This is a genomic window from Brevibacterium sanguinis, from assembly GCF_003315415.1.
GTDB classification, from domain to species: Bacteria; Actinomycetota; Actinomycetes; order Actinomycetales; family Brevibacteriaceae; genus Brevibacterium; species Brevibacterium celere_A.
In genome coordinates this window covers 265,281-285,957 of sequence record NZ_QNSB01000003.1, presented here as the reverse complement: position 1 = coordinate 285,957, position 20,677 = coordinate 265,281, and the positions used below count along the sequence as shown (strand labels likewise).

At 69.6% G+C, this 20,677-nt stretch carries 14 protein-coding genes; 6 read left to right on the top strand and 8 right to left on the bottom strand.

Translation table 11 applies throughout. The annotated features are described in order from the left end of the window. Nucleotides 1-57: 57 nt before the first annotated feature. Nucleotides 58-3,048 (bottom strand): UPF0182 family membrane protein, encoded by a 2,991-nt coding sequence (locus DFO65_RS05675; protein WP_113903444.1) that lies wholly within the window; start codon nucleotides 3,046-3,048, stop codon nucleotides 58-60. Continuing rightward, nucleotides 3,045-4,187 (bottom strand): YlbL family protein, encoded by a 1,143-nt coding sequence (locus DFO65_RS05670; RefSeq protein WP_113903443.1) that lies wholly within the window; start codon nucleotides 4,185-4,187, stop codon nucleotides 3,045-3,047. The genes DFO65_RS05675 and DFO65_RS05670 overlap by 4 nt, the downstream gene beginning before the upstream one ends. A 169-nt stretch (nucleotides 4,188-4,356) precedes the next feature. Here DFO65_RS05670 and DFO65_RS05665 point away from each other — a divergent pair, with 169 nt between their 5' ends. Both DFO65_RS05665 and DFO65_RS05660 read left to right on the top strand, forming a co-directional pair. Continuing rightward, the gene (locus tag DFO65_RS05665; protein ID WP_113903442.1) at nucleotides 4,357-5,844 is read left to right on the top strand and encodes a zinc-dependent metalloprotease; all 1,488 of its coding nucleotides are present in this window, start codon (nucleotides 4,357-4,359) and stop codon (nucleotides 5,842-5,844) included. Further along, a complete protein-coding gene (locus tag DFO65_RS05660) occupies nucleotides 5,845-6,414 on the top strand; it encodes an NUDIX hydrolase (protein ID WP_113903441.1) in 570 nt (189 codons plus the stop codon). Here DFO65_RS05660 and DFO65_RS05655 read toward each other — a convergent pair. After that, complete coding sequence (locus DFO65_RS05655) at nucleotides 6,408-6,962, bottom strand: M48 metallopeptidase family protein (protein WP_113903440.1); 555 nt, start codon at nucleotides 6,960-6,962, stop codon at nucleotides 6,408-6,410. The two genes, DFO65_RS05660 and DFO65_RS05655, sit on opposite strands and share 7 nt — an antisense overlap. A 514-nt stretch (nucleotides 6,963-7,476) precedes the next feature. Between DFO65_RS05655 and DFO65_RS05650 the strand changes: the two genes are divergently transcribed. Beyond that, nucleotides 7,477-8,379 carry a hypothetical protein gene (locus DFO65_RS05650; protein WP_113903439.1) on the top strand — a complete coding sequence of 301 codons (903 nt, stop codon included), beginning with the start codon at nucleotides 7,477-7,479 and terminating at the stop codon, nucleotides 8,377-8,379. Here the strand turns inward: DFO65_RS05650 and DFO65_RS05645 are convergent. Both DFO65_RS05645 and nudC read right to left on the bottom strand, forming a co-directional pair. Then, nucleotides 8,356-10,395 (bottom strand): ATP-dependent DNA helicase UvrD2, encoded by a 2,040-nt coding sequence (locus DFO65_RS05645; RefSeq protein ID WP_113903438.1) that lies wholly within the window; start codon nucleotides 10,393-10,395, stop codon nucleotides 8,356-8,358. The genes DFO65_RS05650 and DFO65_RS05645 overlap by 24 nt on opposite strands. Next, nucleotides 10,392-11,369 carry an NAD(+) diphosphatase gene (gene nudC / locus DFO65_RS05640; protein WP_113903437.1) on the bottom strand — a complete coding sequence of 326 codons (978 nt, stop codon included), beginning with the start codon at nucleotides 11,367-11,369 and terminating at the stop codon, nucleotides 10,392-10,394. The genes DFO65_RS05645 and nudC overlap by 4 nt, the downstream gene beginning before the upstream one ends. A gap of 133 nt (nucleotides 11,370-11,502) precedes the next feature. Here nudC and DFO65_RS05635 point away from each other — a divergent pair, with 133 nt between their 5' ends. Beyond that, entirely contained in the window at nucleotides 11,503-12,498 is a 996-nt protein-coding gene (locus DFO65_RS05635) for a protein kinase family protein (RefSeq protein WP_181778630.1), read from the top strand. On the opposite strand, the gene DFO65_RS05630 is transcribed toward DFO65_RS05635, so the two are convergent. Both DFO65_RS05630 and DFO65_RS05625 read right to left on the bottom strand, forming a co-directional pair. Beyond that, on the bottom strand, nucleotides 12,398-15,688 hold the full coding sequence (locus DFO65_RS05630) for an ATP-dependent helicase (RefSeq protein WP_113903436.1): 3,291 nt from the start codon (nucleotides 15,686-15,688) through the stop codon (nucleotides 12,398-12,400). The two genes, DFO65_RS05635 and DFO65_RS05630, sit on opposite strands and share 101 nt — an antisense overlap. Next, entirely contained in the window at nucleotides 15,688-18,846 is a 3,159-nt protein-coding gene (locus DFO65_RS05625) for a UrvD/REP family ATP-dependent DNA helicase (RefSeq protein WP_113903435.1), read from the bottom strand. The genes DFO65_RS05630 and DFO65_RS05625 overlap by 1 nt, the downstream gene beginning before the upstream one ends. 86 nt (nucleotides 18,847-18,932) lie before the next feature. On the opposite strand from DFO65_RS05625, the gene DFO65_RS05620 reads away from it, so the two are divergent. Continuing rightward, on the top strand, nucleotides 18,933-19,526 hold the full coding sequence (locus tag DFO65_RS05620) for a TetR/AcrR family transcriptional regulator (RefSeq protein ID WP_245940499.1): 594 nt from the start codon (nucleotides 18,933-18,935) through the stop codon (nucleotides 19,524-19,526). A 145-nt stretch (nucleotides 19,527-19,671) separates the two neighbouring features. Next, nucleotides 19,672-19,896, top strand: coding sequence for a DUF3107 domain-containing protein (locus DFO65_RS05615; RefSeq protein WP_113903434.1), 225 nt, complete (start codon nucleotides 19,672-19,674; stop codon nucleotides 19,894-19,896). 75 nt (nucleotides 19,897-19,971) lie between these two features. Here DFO65_RS05615 and DFO65_RS05610 read toward each other — a convergent pair whose 3' ends face one another. Next, a complete protein-coding gene (locus tag DFO65_RS05610) occupies nucleotides 19,972-20,601 on the bottom strand; it encodes a ferritin-like fold-containing protein (RefSeq protein ID WP_245940498.1) in 630 nt (209 codons plus the stop codon). Nucleotides 20,602-20,677: the final 76 nt, after the last annotated feature.

Below are 20,677 nucleotides of genomic sequence, written 5' to 3'. Positions count from 1 at the left end.
CGACGATCGCCCCTGGGTCGAGACCCAGGGGCGATCGTCGTCGGGATCAGCGGTCCATCAGTTCCCGCCCTCGGCAGGCGCCTCCGCGGGTGCCGATGCGCCGTCGGCACCATCCTCGGCGATCGACGGATCGGCCGCGACCGCATCCTCGATGGCCTTCCGCAGACGTTCCTGCGCCTCGCCGTAGGCCGTGAAGTCACCGGCCTTGAGCGCGGCGTCGGAATCCTCCATGGCCTTGCGCGCTTCCTGGAGAGCCGCGTTGAGGTCACCGCTCGGCGATTCCTCCTCGGCCGAACCCTCACCGGCGGCGCCGGCCGAGCCGCTGCTCTCCGTGCCCGCATCGCCGGCGGACGCACCGGAGTCTCCGCCGAACACCTGGTCGAGCGCCTCATCGAGGGTCGGGGCGAACCCGATGTCCTCGCCGAAGGCGACGAGCACGTGCTGGAGGAGCGGGTAGGAGGTCTCTCCCGCGGACCTGACGTAGACGGGCTGGACGTAGAGCAGTCCCCCGCCGACGGGCAGCGTGAGCAGGTTGCCGTTCTGCACCTGCGACTCACCCTGCCGCAGCAGGTTGAGGCTGCGCTGCACCTCGGGCGCGGTGTTGAAGTTGTTCTGCGCCTGACCGGGACCGGGCACCGTCGTGTTGCGCGGCAGCTGCAGCAGCCTCAGCTTCCCATAGCTCTCCGCCACCGCTCCGTCCGTGTTCCCGGCATCGGCATCGGCGGCGAGGAAGCCGGTGAGGTTGTTCCTCGACTCCCCCTCGGACGAGCGGGCCGGGATGAAGGAGCTCGTCAGCGAGAACGACGGTGTCTTCTGGCCCGGCATCTGCAGGGTCATGTAGAACGGCGGCTGGGTCAGCCCGCTCGTGGCCTCACGGGTCGGGTCCGTCGGCAGAGTCCAGAAGTCCTGACCGGTGTAGAACTCGCTCGCCGTGGTCACGTGGTAGCGGTTGAGCAGCTCACGCTGGACCTTGAACAGATCCTCGGGGTAGCGGACGTGGCTCATGAGGTCACCCGACATCTCCGAGGAGGGCTGGATGAGATCCGGGAAGATCTTCATCCAGGTCTTCAGGACCGGGTCCTCCTCGTCCCACTGGTACATGTCGACCTTGCCGTCGTAGGCGTCGACGGTGATCTTCACCGAGTTCCGGATGTAGTTGACCTCCTCGTCGGGCAGGGTCTGGACGGAGTTCGGCGCGGTCGCCGTCGTCGAGTCCTCCGTCGCATCCTGGAGCGGCTGCGGGGTCGAGTACGGGTAGTCCTTGGCCGTCGTGTAGCCGTCGAGGATCCACTTGATCCGTCCGTCGACGACCGCGGGGTAGGGATCTCCGTCGACCTTGAGGAACGGGGCGAGCTTCTCGACGCGTTCACGCGGGTGACGTTCGTAGAGGATCTGGGAGTTCGAGTTCACCGCATCCGAGAGCAGGATCTGCTCGTCCTGGAACTTCAGCGCGTAGGCGAGCCGGTTGAACAGATTGCCCACGGAGGGACCGCCCTCACCGGAGAACGTGTTGTTCACCTGGCCGGAGCCGCCTTCCTCGTCCGAGGGGTAGTCGAGCTCGCGCGGGGTGGCGCCCTCCTCGGCGCCGACGATCGAGTACTCCGGCGAGCTCTCGCCGAAGTACACGCGCGGCTCGTAGTCGGGGAACACGCCCTGCGGCGGGATGTCGGACTCCATGAAGGTTGGCTCCCCGTCCGGGTTGCGCTGATTGCCGTTGGCGGCGACCACGCCGAAGCCGTGGGTGTAGACGATCGCCCGGTTGTACCAGCTCTGATTGTTGACGGAGCTGGGGTTGAGCTCGCGCACGGCGATGACGGTGTCCTGCTTCTGCCCCTCGACGGTGTACCTGTCGACGTCGAGCTGCTGCGGGAACGAGTAGTAGGGCCGGACCTGCTGGAGCTGCCGGAACGTGTCCGAGACGAGGTTCGGGTCGAGCAGGCGGATCGAGGCCGCGGTCTCGGCATCCTCCCGCAGCGCTCCCCGCTCGCCGCTCGTGCTCGGCTCGTACGGGGTGACCTCGATGTCGCTGAAGTCGAACGCCTCACGCGTCGCATCGATGTTGCGCTGGATGTACTCCGACTCCAGGCTCTGCTGTGACGGGTTGACCTGGAACTGCTGGACCATCGCCGGGTAGGCGACGATCGAGACTCCGCCGAGGACGATGAGCGTCGCGGTCGCGATGAGCGAGATCCGCCAGTTGCCCTTCCACGCCGTGTAGACGAACAGCAGCGCCACGAGCACGGCGGCGATCGCGACGATCGACATCGCCGGCAGTGCGGCCCTGTCGTCGACATAGGTCACGCCGGGAACGATTCCGCCGGTGGCGTTGAGCCGGTCGTAGCGGCTCAGCCACAGACGGCCTGCCTGCACGAGGATGAGGAGGGCGACGGTGATGCCGATCTGCCACTGTGCGGTCCTGGTCAGGATCACGCCTCTGACCTCACCGGGACGGATGCCGCCGAAGAGGTAGTTGCCGACGAGCGCGGCGATGAGTGCCAGCAGGAGGGTCATGCCGAGTTGATCGGCGATGAGCCGCAGGCCGGGCAGGACGAACACGTAGAAGGACTTGTCGAGCCCGAACTGCGGATCGTCCGAACCGAACGACGAGGCGTTGATCCATTCGAGCACCGTGTTCCACTGCGCCGAGGCGGTGATGCCGCTGAGCACACCGAGAACCGCGGGAATCGCCAGGGTGGCGACCCTGCGCAGCGGCTCGATCGCCTCACGGTAGCGGTCGAGGTTCTCCTGCCGGGGAGTCGTCGGCGCGTAGACGGGGCGGTGCTTGAACGCCAGGTGCAGGCTCAGCCACACCGGAACCGCCATGATGACGAATCCGGCGAGGAAGGTCAGACCGCGCGTCACCCACATCGTCCTGAACACCGAGGAGGCGCCGATCTGCCGGAACCACAGCACCTCCGTGTACACCTGGGTGAAGGAGATGAAGGCGATGAGCAGGATCGCCACCGACACCAGGGTCAGCATCAGCGGGGAGCGCTTCGGTCTGCCCGAGGGCATTCGGGCGGCGGAGGGTGAGGACGGAGAACTCACTGCTTCCCTTTCTCATTGGGGTTGGCGCCGCCCGCGGGGCACTTCGGGATCTCCGAGGTGCTGCCGGCGGCGTATTGCTCCACGGCGTTGCGCGCATCGTCGAGGGTGTCGATGCGCGCCACCGTGATCTTCGACTGATCGGCAGCCGCGATGACCTCTGCGCAGTTGTCGGCCGGCGACAGGAACAGTGTCGCACCTTCGGCCGTGGCTGCCGCGACCTTCTGGCGGGCCCCGCCGATGGGTCCCACTGTGCCGGCGGGATCGATCTCCCCCGTTCCGGCGACGTGCCTGCCTCCCGTCATCGCTCCGGGTGTGAGTTCGTCGACGATGGCGAGAGCGAACATCGTGCCCGCGGACGGACCGCCGATGCCCTCGACGTTGAAGTCGACGTCGACGGGGAATTCGAAGTCCTGCCGCATGAGGATCCCGATCGCCCGCTGACCGTCGACGGTCTCGGGGGTCAGTTCCACCTGCGTCTGCCTCCCGTCGCGGTGGACGGTGAGGTCGACGGTCTCGGAGGACCGAACGGTCTCGCTCATCGTCTGCGCGGCTGCGGGGTCGTCATCGAGCCGCACGCCGTTGACGCTCATGATCCGGTCGTCGGGACGCAGCCGCCCCTCCGCCGGGGACCCGGGCACCACCTCGTCGACGAGGAGGCTGACCTGGTAGTCGCGCCCGAGTTCCTCCATCGCCGCGGCGACGGCGACGTCCTGACTCGAGGTCATCTCGTGGGCATTCGACTCGGCGACCTCTTCCCTGGTCGTGTCCAAGGGGTAGTAGGCCTCGGTGGGAACGACGGTCTCCTTCTTCCCCACGAGCGCTCCCAGGGCCTGGGAGGCGAAGATGTCGCGTCCCGGTCCGCCGCTGACGGCGACGGTGAGCATGTCGAGACGACCGTTGGTGGGATAAGTCTCGGCCCCGGTGACGGACAGCATCGGCTTGCCCTGATAGTCGCCGAGGGTGTTGAACACTGGGCCGGGGATCTGGAGCATGTAGGGAACGGGAAGGAGGAGGGCGAGTCCGAGGAGGAGATAGGTGACGAACCCGGAAGCCGTGCTCAGTCGTGGAGCCCGCCGGGGGGATCGACCGCGCTGAGGATCGGCGGGCACCGGCCTGGCCCGAGGGGCATTCGCTGTCATGTGGTCCTTTCGCTGCACCGCCCCACCAGTCTAGTTGATACGTTCCTGAGAGTTTCACCGGCGTCTTTCGCCCGGTGCGAACATCCGGGGTCTGCTGGCCGGATTGGGAAGATTCCCACATGTGCACCGGTTAACGTGGAGGACAAACCGACCACGTGGGGGCCTTGAGATGAGCGACGAGAACAACAACGAGCAGAACCCGTTCGAGCAGATCTTCGGAATGCTCTTCGGTGCCGGCGGACCCGGCGCCGGTCAGTCCGGAGACAAGGACGACAGCAAGGGCACTGGCGGATTCCCGCAGGGGTTCTCCATCGATCCCGCGATGATGGCCACGATCATGAATCAGATGCAGGGGCTCTTCGGCCAGGGTGCCGACTCGAGTGCCCAGGCGAAGTCGATCGCCCTGCGCAGCGTGCCGAGTCCCGACCCGGCCGTTCCCGAGGCCTCCGTGCGCGCGACCACCGATGCCTTCCGTCTCGCCGAGCTGTGGCTGGCCGAGGCCACCGAGTTCTCGGTCGCCAATCGCTCCACCCGCTCCCTGACCCGGGCGGACTGGGTGTCGACGACGATGCCGGGATGGCAGCGGTTCGTGCTGCCGATCAAGGAGAACATGTCGACGGCGCTGACCGAGACGCTCGAGACCCAGGTCCCCGCCGAGATGAAGAGCATCATGGCCGGCGCGTCGACGATGTTCTCGTCCATGAGCGATTCGATGTTCGCGATGCAGATCGGCCAGGCCGTCGGCGCCCTCTCCGAGAGCGTCCTCACCGGCACCGAGGTGGGCCTGCCCCTGCTCCCCCATGACACCGCCGTCCTCGTCGAGACCAACGTCGAGAGGTTCGCCGCGGACATCGACGTCGACGTCACCGAGGTGCGGATCTACCTGGCGGCCCAGGAGCTCGCGCATCTGGCGCTGTTCGAGCGCGCGCCGTGGCTGAGCGCCCAGGTCGAGACCGCGCTGACCCGCTACGCCCAGGGCCTCAAGGTCGATACCACCCAGATCGAGGAGATGGCCTCGTCGATCGACCCCAGCAACATCTCGGATCTCAGCGAGAACATCCGCCAGGGGCTGTTCAATCCCCCGACGACCGACGAGCAGAAGAGGGCTCTGACGACACTGGAGAACCTGCTCGCCGTCATCGCCGGCTGGGTCGACGTCGTCGTCCACTCGGCGTGCGCCCACCTGCCCGGCCGGGACCAGATCCGCGAGGCGCTGCGGCGCCGGCGCGCGACGGCCGGACCGGCGGAGAAGACGTTCTCCACCCTCGTCGGGCTCCAGCTCAATCCGCGCCGGCTGCGCGATGCCGCCGCCCTGTTCGCCTATCTCGAATCCCAGGGCGGGACCGACGCCCGGGACCGGGTCTTCTCCCACCCCGATCTCCTGCCGACCACCGAGGATCTCGACGACCCGCTCGGCTACTCGGACCGGCGCCATGCCGAATGGACCTCGGAGTCGACCCTCGACGAGGCGCTCACCCGCATCCTCGCCGAAGGCCTCGAGGGCACCGAGCGGACGGACGAGGACACCGAGCGTCTGACCGGCACCGACTCCGCCGGGGAGGACGGGAAGTCAGCGCCCGGCACCGGCTCCGCCGAGGAGGACGGGAACGCCGGGCCCGACACCGACGGGTCCGGCACCGACGACAAGCGCGACTGAATGCCCTCGCCCGTCCTCGACCTCGATGCGGCTCGCGCCGAGGTGGCCGCAGTCTCGGCACAGGGTTCCGGAGACGTCGGCAGTGACTTCGAGGAGCTCTTCGCCACCTTCGGCGCCGCCGCCCTCCTCCGGGAGGGCGGGCCCGAACATCTGACGGCCAGCTGCCTCGTCGTCGACCTCGAGTCCCGCGCCGTGCTGCTCAATCATCACCGCAAGGCGGGACTGTGGGGCCAGTTCGGCGGTCACCTCGAGCCCGCCGATCCCTCCCTGCGCGCGGCCGCTCACCGGGAGGCTCTCGAGGAGAGCGGCCTGGCCGGTTTCGACTGGTTCTCCCCTGCCCCCGTCGATCTGCACGTCCACGACCTGTCGCAGGCGTTCGGCGCCTGCACCCGGCACTTCGACGTCGTGTTCGCCGCCGCGGCCCGGGCGGGCACCGCTCCCATCGTGTCCGAGGAATCGCTCGACGTGCGCTGGTTCCCGCTCACCGATCCCCCGCGCGACCTCATGCCCGACCTCGTCGTCCGGCTGCCGGTGCTCTGGCGGGCGGCGGCCGCGGCTGCCGGTCACTGACCGCCCCGGCCGAACCGCTCCCCGGCGCTGAAGCCGTCGAGGAAGAGCTTGGCCTCGGCCTGTCGCGGGTGCCGGTCGGCGAGGCGGTGGAACTCCTCGGAGTGCGGGCCGATCCGCAGGTGCGCGAGTTCGTGGACGACCACGGTCTCCAGCACCCAGCGCGGCACCGCCTGCAGGCGGTGGGAGACGCGGATGTCGCCCGTCGACGTCGTCGTCGACGCCCACCGGCTGACATTCTGATTCGTCACCCAGCGGATCGAGTTCGGACGCAGGTCGCCGTCGAAGTAGCGCCGGCTCATCTCCTCGGCGATCTCCTCGAGGTCCGCCGCCGAGGAGTGGTCGCGGGCGCTGAGCCGGTTGAACAGGTCGGTGAGTGAGCGGATGTTGCGCTCGACGTCGTAACGGACGGGAGTGCTGAGCACAAAGGTGTCGATCTCCTTCGACACCGCGATCGTCTTCTTCCGTCGCGCCGAGCGCCGGACCTCGATCTCTCCGCGAGCGATCGCCCGCAGGACGTCCTCGTCGGTCCATCGTGCTCTGGTTGCCATTGCTCAATCATAGGAAACCGCACGAGGTGTCGGCGCCGAGGGGTTACTTGTGAGTTTCCTGAGTATCCGTGACCGAGTGGCCCCGCTTCACCGTCCACAGCCTCCGCGACGACCTCGGGGTGCGCAGGGTCGCTTGACCTACGTGTTCGCTCAGTCGCGACCGATCGACGGCTCGGCGATGCCGGGCACTCCTCCACAGTTCACCGAGAGTTATCCACCGGTTATCCACAGGAGAGTGGTCACCAGGCGCCGCCCGCGCCATTGACGGGGTGCGGCCAGTCGGAATAGGTTCTACTGTGACCCCGGAAAACCCGGAGATGCGTGCGGAAGGGGAAGCCGCACGAGTCGCCGCGAGCGCCTGGGGATTCAGCGATTGAGGACTCATCGGCTGCACGATCGCCGGTCTGTCCTCAATCGTTTTCCACAGGGTTGTCCACAGGTTCGGACGGCTCCTGGCGGATCGCCTCCCCGTTCACTACTGTGGGAGTCCGGGTCGTTCGAGGCGAGGTGGCCGATGTTCAGGATCCATCCCAGTGTGCCGATCACGTGGCGGTCGGCGTCCTGCATCCAGTTCGGGGTCGATGACCCCGTGCTCATCGACGGTCTGCTCCCCAGCGACGTCGCTCTGCTCGAGGAGCTGCGGCTGGGGCTCGGCTCCGCCCAGTACTACTCCCGCGCGCAGGACCTGGGCGTCGACCTCAGCCGCGCAAGCTCGCTCATCTCCCTGCTCGACGAGGCGGGGGTGATGATCCCGCAGGATTCCGCGACGGGACCGCTCGGCGGCAGTTCGCACCAGTTCGGCACGGCGCCGCTCTTCCGCCTCTCCCCCGATCGCACCGCCGCCCTGCTCGCCGCCCGGCCGGTCATGGTGACCGGCCCCCTGCGCGGAGCCGTCGAACAGCACCTGGGATCGTCGGGATTCGTCATCGCCCCGGGTTCACGGATCGACGAGCTCGAGCTCTTCCGCTCCCCGGTCGTGATCGCCACGTCGCATCTCGTCCCCGACCTCCACTCGGCGACGTGGCTGACCGATCGTGAGGTCCCCCAGATCGAGGTCGTCGTCGGGGAGCGGTTCGTCGAGGTCTCCGGTCTCATCAGGCCGGGACTGACGCCGTGCACGATGTGCGCCTGCCTGCACCGGAAGGACCTCGACGCCGACTGGCTCGACCAGTACTCCCGCATTCGGGAGCTGCCCTCGCGGGCCGAGCTCGCCGATCCCCTGTCACGGGGGATCGGTGCGCTGCATGCCGTGACACTGCTCAGGCGGGCGCTCCTGCAGTCCGAGTCCCCGGCGGTCCGCCGGAGGGTCGACCTGGTCTCGGGCTCCTGTGAGGATGCCCAGCTCGACTTCCACCCCCGGTGTCCCTGCCGGGCGCCCGTCCCTCATTTCGATCTAGTCGCTGAGCAGGCTCAGTAGTCCGTCTCCGTAGAGTTCGAGCTTCGTCGCCCCGATTCCGGGGATCCGCGCCAGGGACGCCAGGTCGCGCGGCCTCACCTCGGCGATGGCCGAGATCGAGGTGTCGGTGAGGACGAGGTAGGGCGGGAGACCCTGCTCGAGCCCCACCCGTGCCCGCCACCGGCGCAGGCGGTCGAGGAGTTCGAGGTCGACGTCGGCCGGGCACTTCGCACACCGGCCCAGCGCTCTGTCGACCTGGGACACCAGCACCGCCCCGCAGGTCCGGCAGCGGTCCATGGTCACGGTGCCCGTCGTCCGCCGGGCCGAGCCCGCGGCATGCTCGGCCTGTCCGAGCTCGGCGAGGAAGCGCGAGGGCTTGCGCGGCTTCTGCCGGGAGTCGTGGCGGGCCAGCGACCAGCTCAGGTCGAGCTCCCGACATGCCCGCGTGATCGCGACGTAGAAGAGCCTGCGCTCCTCGGCGATGGACTGAGGGGTCTGGGCATAGCTGATCGGCAGGAGGCCCTCACTGAGCCCGACGAGGTGGACGCTGTCCCATTCCAGTCCCTTGGCCGCGTGGAAGGAGGCCAGGGTGACCCCTTCGATGTCGGGGGCGAACTGGTGCTCGGCGCGATCGGCGAGATCGGCGAGGAAGACCTCGAGGGGCACCGGGAGCGCGGACGACGACTGGTGCGTCTCCGCGAGGTCGACGAGGGCCTTGAGCGATTCCCATCTCTGCCGCGCCGCGCCGCCGTCGGGAGGGTTCCTGGTGAAGCCCAAGGAGGAGAGCACCTCGGCGACGACCTCGGGCAGGGGCCTTCCCGTCGAGGTGGCGCGGGCGGCCTTGAGCATGAGCATGGCCTCCTTGACCTCGCGGCGGGCGAAGAACCTCTCCCCTCCGCGCAGGACGTAGGGAATCCCGGCTCGCGTCAGCGCCTGTTCATAGGCGGGGCTCTGCCCATTGGTGCGGAAGAGCACGGCGATGTTCCGCGGCCGACGGCCGGCCTGGATCTCGGCCGCGATGGCCGCGACGACCCCGGTAGCCTCGGCTTCGTCGGTGGGGTATTCGACCATCCGCGGGGCACGACCGGGAGGATTGTCCGTCTGCAGGGTCAGCGCGGAGCGGGAGGTGTGGCGCAGCAGGCTGTTCGCGGTGGCCACGATCGACTTCGTCGACCGGTAGTTGCGGACGAGCTGGATCGTCTCGGCGGTCGGCATCGCCGTGGTCAACGTCTGCAGCAGGGAGGCGTCGGCACCGGCGAACGAGTAGATTGTCTGGGCGGGATCCCCGACGACGCAGAGGTTGTCGCGCGGGCCCAGCCAGCGGGAGAGCAGATCGAACTGGAGCGGGGAGACGTCCTGGAACTCGTCGACGACGAAGTGCCGGTACTGGTCGCGGACCTGCGCGGCGATGTCGGGGTACTCGGCGAGGACGCCGTCGAGGACGAGGAGGACGTCTTCGAAGTCGAGCAGTCTGCCGCGCGTCTTCGCCTCCGAGTACGCCTCGAGGATCCGCACCATGTCCTCGACGTCCAGTCCTCCGGGCAGATCCCGCGACCGGGCCCTGATCGCGTAGTCCTCGACGCCGAGGAGCGAGGCCGCCGCGAACTCGATCTCCGCGGCGACGTCCCGGTTCGTCTCCCGGTTGGTCTCGAGCCCCAGCGACTGCATGACCGAACCGATGACCCCTGCCTTGTTCTCGATGATCCGGGGGAAGTCGCCCTGGCCGAAGCGGTCCCAGAAGAAGCGCAGCTGGCGCAGGGCGGCCGAGTGGAAGGTCCGGGCCTGGACGGCGGGCACGCCGAGGGTCCGCAGCCGCGCGCGCATCTCGCCGGCGGCCTTGGCCGTGAACGTCAGGGCGAGGACCTGGTTGGCCGGGAACACGTCGGTGGCGATGCCGTAGGCGATGCGGTGCGTCATCGCCCGGGTCTTGCCGGTGCCGGCGCCGGCGAGGACGACGACGGGGGTGGAGAACCGAGTGGCGACGGCGCGCTGCTCGGCGTCGAGTGCGTCGAGGAGCGCCTGAGCCTGTGCGCTCACTCGTTGCCCAACCACGCGTGGACGATCTGACCGGCGATCGAGACGGTGCTCGCCGATCGCACCGCACCGGAGTCGAGTGCCTCCCTCAGCTCGGTGCGGGTGAACCAGCGCAGGCTCGCGATCTCCGCCTCATCGGCACGGGTGCTCAGGCTCGCGGCCTCGGCGCTGAATCCGAGCATGAGGGAGCAGGGGAACGGCCACGGCTGGGATCCGAGGTACTGGGGACTGCCGACCTCCACGCGCGCCTCCTCCCAGATCTCGCGCGTCACTGCATGCTCGAGGGTCTCCCCCGGTTCGACGAATCCCGCGAGCAGGGAGTACCGGTCGGACTCCCATGCCGCGTTGTTGCCCAACAGCAGCCTCTCCACTCCCTCGTCATCGGTGTGGACGACCGCGACGATGACCGCGGGGTCGGTGCGCGGAAAGTGCTCGCTGCCGGTCTCGGGGTCCTCGCGCACCCAGCCGCCGTAGGTCGGGGTCGTCGGCCTGCCGTTGCGCGGGGAGAACCGGTGCGTGCGGTGCCAGTTCCCCAGGGCGACGAGCTCACATGCCAGGGACACCTGCACGTCGTCGAGGACCTCGGCGAGTTCCCGCAGGGGCAGCCAGACCGGTTCGACGCTGTCGATCCCCGTCCCCGGGGCGGTGAGGAGGTCGCTCGCGTCCCGATCCCGCTCGGCGGCGAGCCCGGAATCGAGCTCGCTCCTGCCGGCGTCGTCGAGGTCGATGCCGATGTAGCGGGTCCCGGCAGGATCCTGCCCGAGGTAGATCTCTGTGCGTCCGGCGGGGACGAGCGTGCGATCACCGAGGAACAGCCCGCCGGAGGCGACGAGCAGCGAACCCCGATGGCCGAAGACCGCCCTCGCCCCCGCCGCCCAGATCTCGCCGAGATCCCCGTCGCGACCGCGCCGTTCGTGGTCGCGGTCGATGCCGTGCCGGGCCAGGCTCATCGTCTCAAGGGGCGGGATAGGCTTCATACGATCCACGATAACGCAGGCCCCTGACGCCGCTCGCGGCAGGCGAGGAGCGCGCAGCGGGCGCGACGGGGCGGCTGACACGCTCGGAGGCCAAAACCGGCCAAGCGCTCGTGCACGCGGTAGATTGTGAGGCGTGGATACGAAGGCGCTCAAGTTGGCAGCAGTCGCGGCGACGATGCTCGATGACTTCGCCCCGACGACATGGATTCCGCTTCCGGCCCTGGGACAGGGCATCCGGATCCTCGTCGACGACGGCGAACGACGGCTCGTCGCGACCGCCCAGACCCGGCTCGACCGCACGGCCGACTCCGCCACCGTCGCCGAGGCGGGCCGACTCTACGAGTCCATGTATCCGCACGCCGACTTCACCTGGCCCCACCTGCGGGCCATCACCGAGGTCGATGCCTCCTGCTTCGACACCCCGAAGCCGACGACCGTCACCCTCACCGATCCCCTTCCGGGAGCCCCCGTGGGAGACGACCCGATCGCCGACGTCGCCCGCGCGAGCTCGCTGGCGCAGGCGCTCGCGACGGTCCACTCCGCCGCGGTCGAGTCCGTCGCCGATGCCGGCTTCCCCGTCGAGGACCCGTCGCGCTCGCAGTTCCAGATCCTCGAGAGGCTCGACCAGGCCGCGGGAACCGGTCGCGTCCCGGCGACCCTCCTCCAGCACTGGGAGGAGGAGTTCGAGAAGGTCTCCCTGTGGCATTTCCTCGCCACTCCGATCCACGGCTCGATCGACGAGATGAGCGTCTACACGGACCAGGAGCGCGTCCTCGCGCTCGCCGACATCGGTCGGCTGCGCGTCGCCGATCCGGCGATCGACCTCGCGGCCGCCTCGGCCCTGCTCGATCCTGCCGTCCTGCCGACCTTCTTCAGGGAGTACCGCGATTCCCGTCCCCGCGCCGACGAGCACGTCGTCACCCGCGCCGAGCTCCTCGCCGAGTTCGCGGTCCTCGACTGGCTGCTCGAGGCCGTCGACTCCGGTGACGAGGAGGCCGTCGCCGATGCGGCCGAACTGCTCGGCTCGTTCAACGACGTCCTGTTCCGCGATCGGCCGGTGTCGGCGTCTGAGCCCGCTGCCGAGGACCGATCCGGCGAGCCCGATCCTCCTCGGCCTCCAGCCAGCTGATGATCTCGGATTCCTCGGGCAGGTCCGTGACCCGGACGACGTCGTCGCTGCCGACGAAGTAGAACGTCCCGGTCACCTCGGCGATGTGCGGATGGCTGCGGCGGATCGCGAGACGGTACAGCGCCAGCTGCCACTTCATCACCTCGAGCGTCGCGGCGTCGGGCTTCCTCGACGTCTTCCAGTCGACGACCTCCGCGTGGTCCCCGCTGATGAAGACGGCATCGATCTTCCCGGGCACCCTGAACCGGCCGAGGACGAGCTCGAACGACAGCTCGACGTGGTCTGCGTGACGGGTCGCGAACTCTGAGGCGAGGAACGTCTCCTGGAGTCGGGCCATCGTCTCCGCGTCGCCCGAGCCGACCGCTGCGTCCTCGTCGATGTCGATGCTCGCCTGGCCGTAGTGCTGCTCGACCCAGCTGTGGAAGGCGGTCCCGATCCCGGCGGCACGGCTCGGCGGAGTCGGGATCGGCCGCAGCGTCTGCGTCCGGAACGCCGCGGGGTCGCGGCGCCACGAGACGAGGGACGTCGCCGACAGGCGCCCCGGCATGGCCGCGGCAGTGATCCGCGCGGGACGGGCGAGGATCCGCTCGGCGCGTCGGGCGTACTCCCCCACGGGTGCCGGCTCCGTGACGAGATCGGCCAACGCCGCGGGTTCCGCCGCGTCGACCCACCGCGCCGCCTGCCGGGCGGTCGCGACCGTCCGGGAGCGCGGGACCGGCCACGTCGCGGTCTCGACGATCTGATCGGGGGTCTCGGTGGCGGGGTCGGGGATGCTCGCCTCGAGCCCGAGCGCGTCGAGGGCCTCGAGGAGGAACGGCGACGGGTCGTCGGGGTTGGCGCGCCCGTTCATCCTCTCCGCCCCCAGCCACAGGTGGTGTTTGGCGCGAGTGAAGGCGACGTACGCCAGGCGCCGCTCCTCCGCGGCATGAGCGTCCTCGATCTGCGGTTGGATGACCTCGGAGATCCATTCCTTGAGCTCTTTGACCGTCTCGACCTCGACGGTGCTGAGGTCGAAGTCGACGAGGTGGGCCCGGTCGCCGCGCAGCGGATAGGGCAGTGCCGTGCGCTCCATCCATCCCTCCTTGTCCCGGGGCAGGGTCGGGAAGTCCCTGGTCACGAGTGAGGGGACGGCGACCGCGTCGAACTCCAGCCCCTTCGAGGCATGGACGGTCATGATGTTGACGACATCGGAGTCCGGGGTCGGCTCGGCCGTGCTCAGGGCGTCCTTCTCCTCCATCACCGAGAGCCAGTCGAGGAATCCCGCGACCGTCGGCTGCTCATCGGCGGCGGAGTACGTGCCGGCCGCCGACAGCAGCGAGTCGATGGCCGAGCGGTGGAGGTTGCGCAGCGAATCGCTCAGCGCCCAGATGTCGGAGTCGAGACCCGTCGCCACCACGGCGGTGCGGATGACGGAGGCGACGCTGCCGGTGGCGGCGCGGATGGTCCGCAGCGCCTCGGCGAGACGGACGAGGCGCTCCAGGGCGGTCGGGCTCATTCCGGATTCGCGGAAGCTCGACAGCGCCCGCCGGGTCTCCGCGTCGAGCCGGCGGGACCGCCCTTCGGTGTCGTCGGCCGCGGAGAGCGCTGCGGCGACGTCGATGAGCTCGTCGATGCCCTCGACGATCGTCGGCTGGTCGATCGTCTCGGCGATGACGGCCGGGCGGTCGCCGTCGGTCTCGGTGCCCGAGCTGCGCCGCTCGAGGTCGGCCATCCGATGGTCGTTCTGACGCCGGGTGAACCTCGACAGGGCGGCGATGTCGACGGCACCGAGGCCGAGCAGCCGACCGCTGACAAGCCGCATGAGGTTCTCACCGGCCAGGGGGTCGACGGCGACGGTGAGGAGGGCGCGGACGTCGGCGACGAACGGATCGGCGAGCAGACCGGACGAGCCGTGGACGTGGACGGCGAATCCCGCGGCCTCGAGCGCGGTCGCGACGGCGGCGAAATGGGCGCGTTTGCGGCACAGGACCGCCTTGGTCGACCCCGCCGGCAGCCGGCCGACCCAGTCGGCGAGAGCGGCCAGGCCGTCCGTGACGTGGTCGGGATCGTGGGCGCCCGGGGTGATGCTCACCTCGACCGCGCCTGCCGCGGCGTCGGGGCGGGTGGTCAACGGCGTCTCCCTGTCGGTGAGGCCGTCGGCGATCCGGTTGGCCACGGTGAGGATGCTGCGGTCGTTGCGCCAGCTGGTGCTCAGCGACAGCGACGTGACATCGCGGAAGTCGCCGGCGAACCGGACCATGTTGTCGGCGCTGGCCCCGCGCCATCCGTAGATCGCCTGCCGGGGATCGCCGACAGCGGTCACCGCGGTGTCGGCGAACAGGCTCTTCAGCAGCGCCAGCTGGGCGACGGACGTGTCCTGGAACTCGTCGAGCAGGACGATCCGCCACCGCTTCCGCTCCGCCTCGACGGCGGCCGGGACCCGCTCGACGATCCGCTGGGCGAACCGGACCTGGTCGGAGAAGTCCATGGCCAGGTGTCGGCGCTTGGCGTCGATGTAGGCCCCGGCCAGGCGCGCGGTCCGGATCTTCGCCTCGATCTTCCTCCGCCGCGGGACGTCGATCTCCTTGCCCTTGCTCGACACGAGAGCGGCGAGGCAGCGCTCGAGGTAGGCGGTGACCTCGTCGGCGTCGCGTCCGTGGTCGTTCATCGCCCCGGCCAGGGCGATCATGTCGGAGATCATCGTCTCCCGAGCCACATCGGGCGGAACGTCCTCCACCCGAGCGGCGTCGACGATCTCGGCGGCGATCGCGTGGGCCCCGGCCTCGTCGAGGAGCACGGTCTCGGGTTCGATCCCGATGCTCGCCCCGTGCTCGGACACGATCGAGGCGGCGTAGGAGTTGTAGGTCGACACCGTCGGGGAGTCGAGGCCGGGCAGGGTCGTCGGCGAGGACAGCCCGAGATTGTGCCGCAGCCTCGACAGGAGCACGCGGATCCGGCTGCCCAGCTCTCCCACGGCCTTGCGGGTGAACGTCAGACCGAGGATCTCCTCGGGGGCGACGTGACCGTTGGCGACGAGCCACACGACCCGCTGGGAGATCACCGTCGTCTTCCCCGAACCGGCACCCGCGGTGACCTTCATCGATGCGGTCGGGTCGGCCTCGATGATCACCCGCTGCTCGGGGCTGGGCGGGAACGCCCGGGCGGGATCGGCGGCCGTGAGCCGGGCGAGGTCGTCGGCGGAGTAGGTCATCAGCCCTCTTCCATGAGTCGGGGTCCCACCGCGGGGCAGGAGGAGCGGACGGGACAGCTGCGGCAGCTGCTCGGATCGACGGTGGCGGGGAACTCGGCCGCCCGCATGCCCGTCGACACCTCGGCGAGGAGCCTCCGGGCCCAGTCCGGTTCGGAATCCGCCTCGAGTGCCGCCTGCTCCCGCACGGTGCGGGAGGAGTTGCGGAGGTAGACGAGCTCCGCGCCCTGCGCCCTCGCCTCGATGACCCGACCGTCGGGAAGGGTGATCGTGCCCGAGTTGATCGCCTCCTGATACACGCCCAGCTGCGCGTGCCGGGCCATGTCGGCTCCGGCCGCCACGGTCCTGCCCGTCTTGAAGTCGACGATCCGGACGCCGTCGTCGGTCGCCTCGATGCGGTCGAGGCGCCCGGTCACAGCCCATTCGCGTCCCTCGTCGTCAACGCCGGTGGCGTTGACCTGGGCTTCGACGCCGAGCACCTCGCCGGGGGCGTTGAGGATGTACTCGCCGAGGCGGTCGACCATCGACATCGCGAGCGCGTGATCGCGCGCCCGCTCCCACTCGGCCGAGTAGTCGAGGGTCGCGAACTCGGCGTCGACGAAGTCGCGGATCGCCGAGGTGGGCCCGGTCGGAAAGCGCTCGGCCGCCGCATGGAGGATCGTGCCGAGGCTCTGGGCGACGCCGCCGGGCCGGTCACCGCCGTTGCGGGTGAGGAACCAGCGCAGGGAGCAGCTGTCGAAGGCCTCGACCTGGGAGGGCGAGACCCGGACGGTGTCGTCGTCGGTGCAGAGGGGCGCGCTCGAGCTGACATCCTCGGTCTCGCGCCATGCCGCGGGGCCCGCGAGCGTCGGGTCCGCGTCTCCGAGGGCCCGCAGCAGCCGGACCCACGGTCGCGCTTCGTCACCGGGCTCGTCGCCCGCGGCGGCGGCCTCCAGCAGCCGGGCCCGGGCGTGGGCGGCCATCTCGGTGACGCTCAGCGGCGGCAGCTCGTCCTCGTGGGTGAGGACGTAGCCGTCCTCCGAGTCCGCCGCGCCTCTGCGCGCCGCGAGCAGGTCGAAGAACGGGGACGGTCCGGTCTGGTCATCGGCGACCGCGGTGACGAGGACGTGGTCGTCGGCTCGAGTGAGCGCCGTGTAGAAGAGCTCCCCCTCCTCGCGCAGGTTCGTCCGCTTCGCATGCGAGTGGTAGCCGGCGTCGGCGGTCACGGTCGTCCCGGTGTCGAGCGCCGCGGCGAGGTCCGTCAGCCCGAGGATCCCTCCGCGCAGCTTCGGGTTGGGCCAGACCCCGTCATTGACCTCGGCGACGACGACCATGCCGTAGCGGCGATGGGCCAGGGAGGCGGGCGTGCCGATGTGGACGACGTCGTCGAATCCGGCGGTCGCGGCCAGGGAGTCCTGGGCGATGTCCTGCTCGGCGACGATGCCGGCGAAGGAACGGGCGGTGAAGCCTCCCCGCTCGGCGATCTTCTCGGCGAGGGTGAACAGGCGCAGCACCGCGTCGAGGTGGGCGTTCGCGTCGGACTCGGGGTCACGCAGCGCCTCGGCCTGCCACCGTTCGGCCACCTGCGCGGCCTCCCAGATCGCCCACAGCGCCTGATGCGGGTCCGCGGAGCTGTGCTCGCTCGCCGCGACGAGCATCCGGGTGATCGTCTCGAGGCCGGCGATGCCGGACTCGGCGGGTCCCGCGCGCAGCGCCTCGGCGAGAGAGGCGGTGCTGTCCGCGGCCGGATAGCGGCGGCGGACGAGGCGCCGGAACCGCCGCAGCTGCACCGCGTCGAGGCGCACGTAGACGCTGCCGGCCAGAGACAGGGCGAGGGCGGCGATCGACGCGTCGTCGTCGAAGTCCGGAGCCCGCTCGAGCAGCCCCAGCAGCGGAGCGGTGGCCGGATCGATGCTCAGGGCGGACACGATGTGCTCGGTGACGATTCCCGAGGCCCGCAGCTCGCTCGCGAGTACGCGCGCCGTCGAGGTGGTGCGGCAGACGACGGCCACGTCCGACCACCGATGGCCGTCCTCGACGAAGCCCGCGATCCGTCGGGCCAGGTAGCGGTGCTCGGACGCGGAGCTCGAGAACACGTGCGTCTCGACGCTCGCGGCCTCCGCCTGCGCATCGTCGGAGCCGGCGGTGCGCGGAATGTGCCCCAGCCCCCAGCGGGTGGTGATGCGCCGGGCGATGTCGTCGCCGACGGCGACGAGCTCGGGGGCGACCCTCCGGACCTCACCGAGGACGAGGGTGGTGAACCGGCCGCTGTGCACGCTGCGGTCGAGGATCGAGGCGTCGGCACCGTGGAACCGCCCGGTCACGGTCTCCGGCGATCCGAACAGCGCGAGCGCGCAGCCGCGCTCCTGCAGCTGCTCGAGCAGGCCCCACGCCGCGGCAGGAAGATCCTGCGCGGCGTCGACGAGGACGACGGAGGGAACGGGTTCGGGAGCGAACGACCACGGCCTGCCGGCGGTCACGTCGGCGGGTTCGCGCAGCACCTCGAAGGCGGCTCGGGCCAGCACGGTCGCGGAGTCGACGCCGCCGTAGCCGGGCATGCTCATGATCCCGAGGTACTCGTCGAGGATCCGCGACAGCGCCTCCCAGCGCGGGTCCCGGTGACGGGCGAGCACGCGACGGATCGCGCTGCGCCCGGAGTCGAACACGAGGTGGCCGTCCTCGGCAGGGGGAAGCCGGACCCCGAAGTCGAACTCCATGATGCGGTTGAGCGCATCGCGGACCTCGGTGCGGAACGCCGAGGTCGCGCGCACCTCGGCGGTGATCTCGCCCGGCCACACGGGTGCGCTGCCGCGGCCGAGCTCGTGGCCGGCGAGGAGATCGGCGAGGATCACGTCCTGGTCGGCTCCCGAGACGAACCCGAGGTCATCGCCGGTGCGCGTGCTGTGGGCGGCGCGGGCGATGCCGAAGGCGTACGAGGAGATGCTGCGTGCCGGCGCGGAGGAGAGCACCGCCTCGGCGGGCACCGGCAGCCGGTCGCGCAGGTCCGCGGCATGGGCGCGATTGGGGGTGAGGACGAGCACCTCGGCGGGGCTGACCTCCCCGACGAGCGACGCGTACACGACCTCGAGCAGGGTCGTCTTCCCCGTGCCCGGTCGGCCGATGATCGTCACCGACTCGCGAGCGCGCAGCCGCGCCGCGGTCGTCGCTGCCATTTCGTCCATATCCGTATTCCATCACGAGGCATGGACACGAATCGATCTGCGCGTCTGACCGGGGTCGACGCCGGTTCTTCGCGTAACATTGAGGAATGTCGAGTCCACAGCAGAGACTGCCCCGTGAGCAGCGTCGCGACCAGCTGGTGAGCGTCGCGCGTTCGGTCTTCGCCACGCGCGGCTACCGGACCACCTCGATGGATACGATCGCCGAGGCCGCCGGTGTGTCGAAACCGGTCCTCTACCAGCACTTCACCTCGAAGCAGGAGCTCTACCTCGCGCTCATCGACGCCTCCGCCACTCATCTCACCACCTCGGTGCAGGCGGCCCTGGGCTCGACGACGGACCCGCACGAGAGGGTGCGGGCGACGTACCGGGCCTACTTCGACTTCGTCATCTCGCATCGCGAGGAATTCGTCATCCTCTTCAACTCCGACGTCTACGAACCGGAGGCCCAGGAGCGCATCCGCGCCCTGCGCGAGGAGTCGGCCTCCCACATCGTCGACGCCCTGCAGAGCTTCACCGATCTCAATGACGCCCAGGCCCGGCTGCTGTGCCGGACCCTCATCGGCACCGCCGAGGTGGTCATCAAGCAGATCGAGTCCGCCAAGGACGTCGACATCGATGCGACGGTCGACCTGCTCACCCAGCTCAGCTGGGGCGGGCTGAAGTCCTTCGCGACGACCTGAGCACGGTCGCCGAGGTGCGCGCCCGATCATCGAGCCGCGCGGAGGCGGTCCCGAGGGCGCCGAGGCGGCGGAAGAAAGTGCGGTCCACCGACGTTAAGCTGAGGGCGGTCACCACCCGCCTCGACACGAGCCTGCAAGGAGAACAATGGAAATCAAGATCGGCGTCAAGCACTCCCCCCGTGAGATCGTCCTCGACACGGACGAGAGCGCCAAGGAGCTCGCCGCCCGCATCGATGAGTCGATCCGCGCGGAGTCCCTGCTCACCTTCACCGACAGCAAGGGCCGGCAGGTGCTCGTTCCCGCCGCGTCTCTCGGCTACGTCGAGATGGGCAGCGAAACGGTGCGCAGGGTCGGTTTCGGCGCGATCTGAGCCGGCCCCGGCCCGCCCCCACACCGCCGGGGCGGGCCGGAGCCGTCGCTCCCCGAGGGCGGCGCCCGAGTGGGATCAGGCCACGAGGCCCAGGGCCGACATCCGCTTCGAGTGGTTCGCCGTGACCGCCGGGATCGCGTCGACGACGACCGCCTCGTCGACGCCGAGCACGGGATCGGTGAGGATGTGGCGGGCCCGACCCAGGGTCTCGGCGACGAGCTTGCGTCCCCACAGGGCCAGACGCGACGCCAGCTGGGTGTCCTCGGCCACGTCCTCGGTCAGACGATTGCGGACAAATTCCATCGCCCGTGTATCATCGAGAATTGTAATTGCCAGGCTGTAACCGGGCTCCTCGAGTTCGTCCACGGCCGTGCGGTAGAAGTCATTCATGATTCCGTCGAAGACGAAGCCCTTCATGAGGCTCTCGTGCCAGTCACGAGGACGTGTCCTCTCGGCCAGCACGGTGAACGTCGGTTCGAAGTGCCGACACAGTTCGACCACATCCCGGCCGAGATCCCCGATGTGCCGCGAGAGCTCTTCGAAGTTCGCGAAGGACTGCGAGGCCAGCCGCGCGAGGACGATCTTGTCGTCCCAGCGGGCAGCGGAGGTGGCGTTGGTCGCCATCTGCTCGAAATCGGTGAGCTCACCGAACGCCAGAAGCGCGAGCGTCGCAGCGGTGGTGGTTGCAGAGTCTTTATCGGCCAACGGAGCAGAATCGGGCATAAGCCAAGAGTACCGGTTCACGACCATGACGAGCGCGAATGCGCTAAAAGGAGAAACA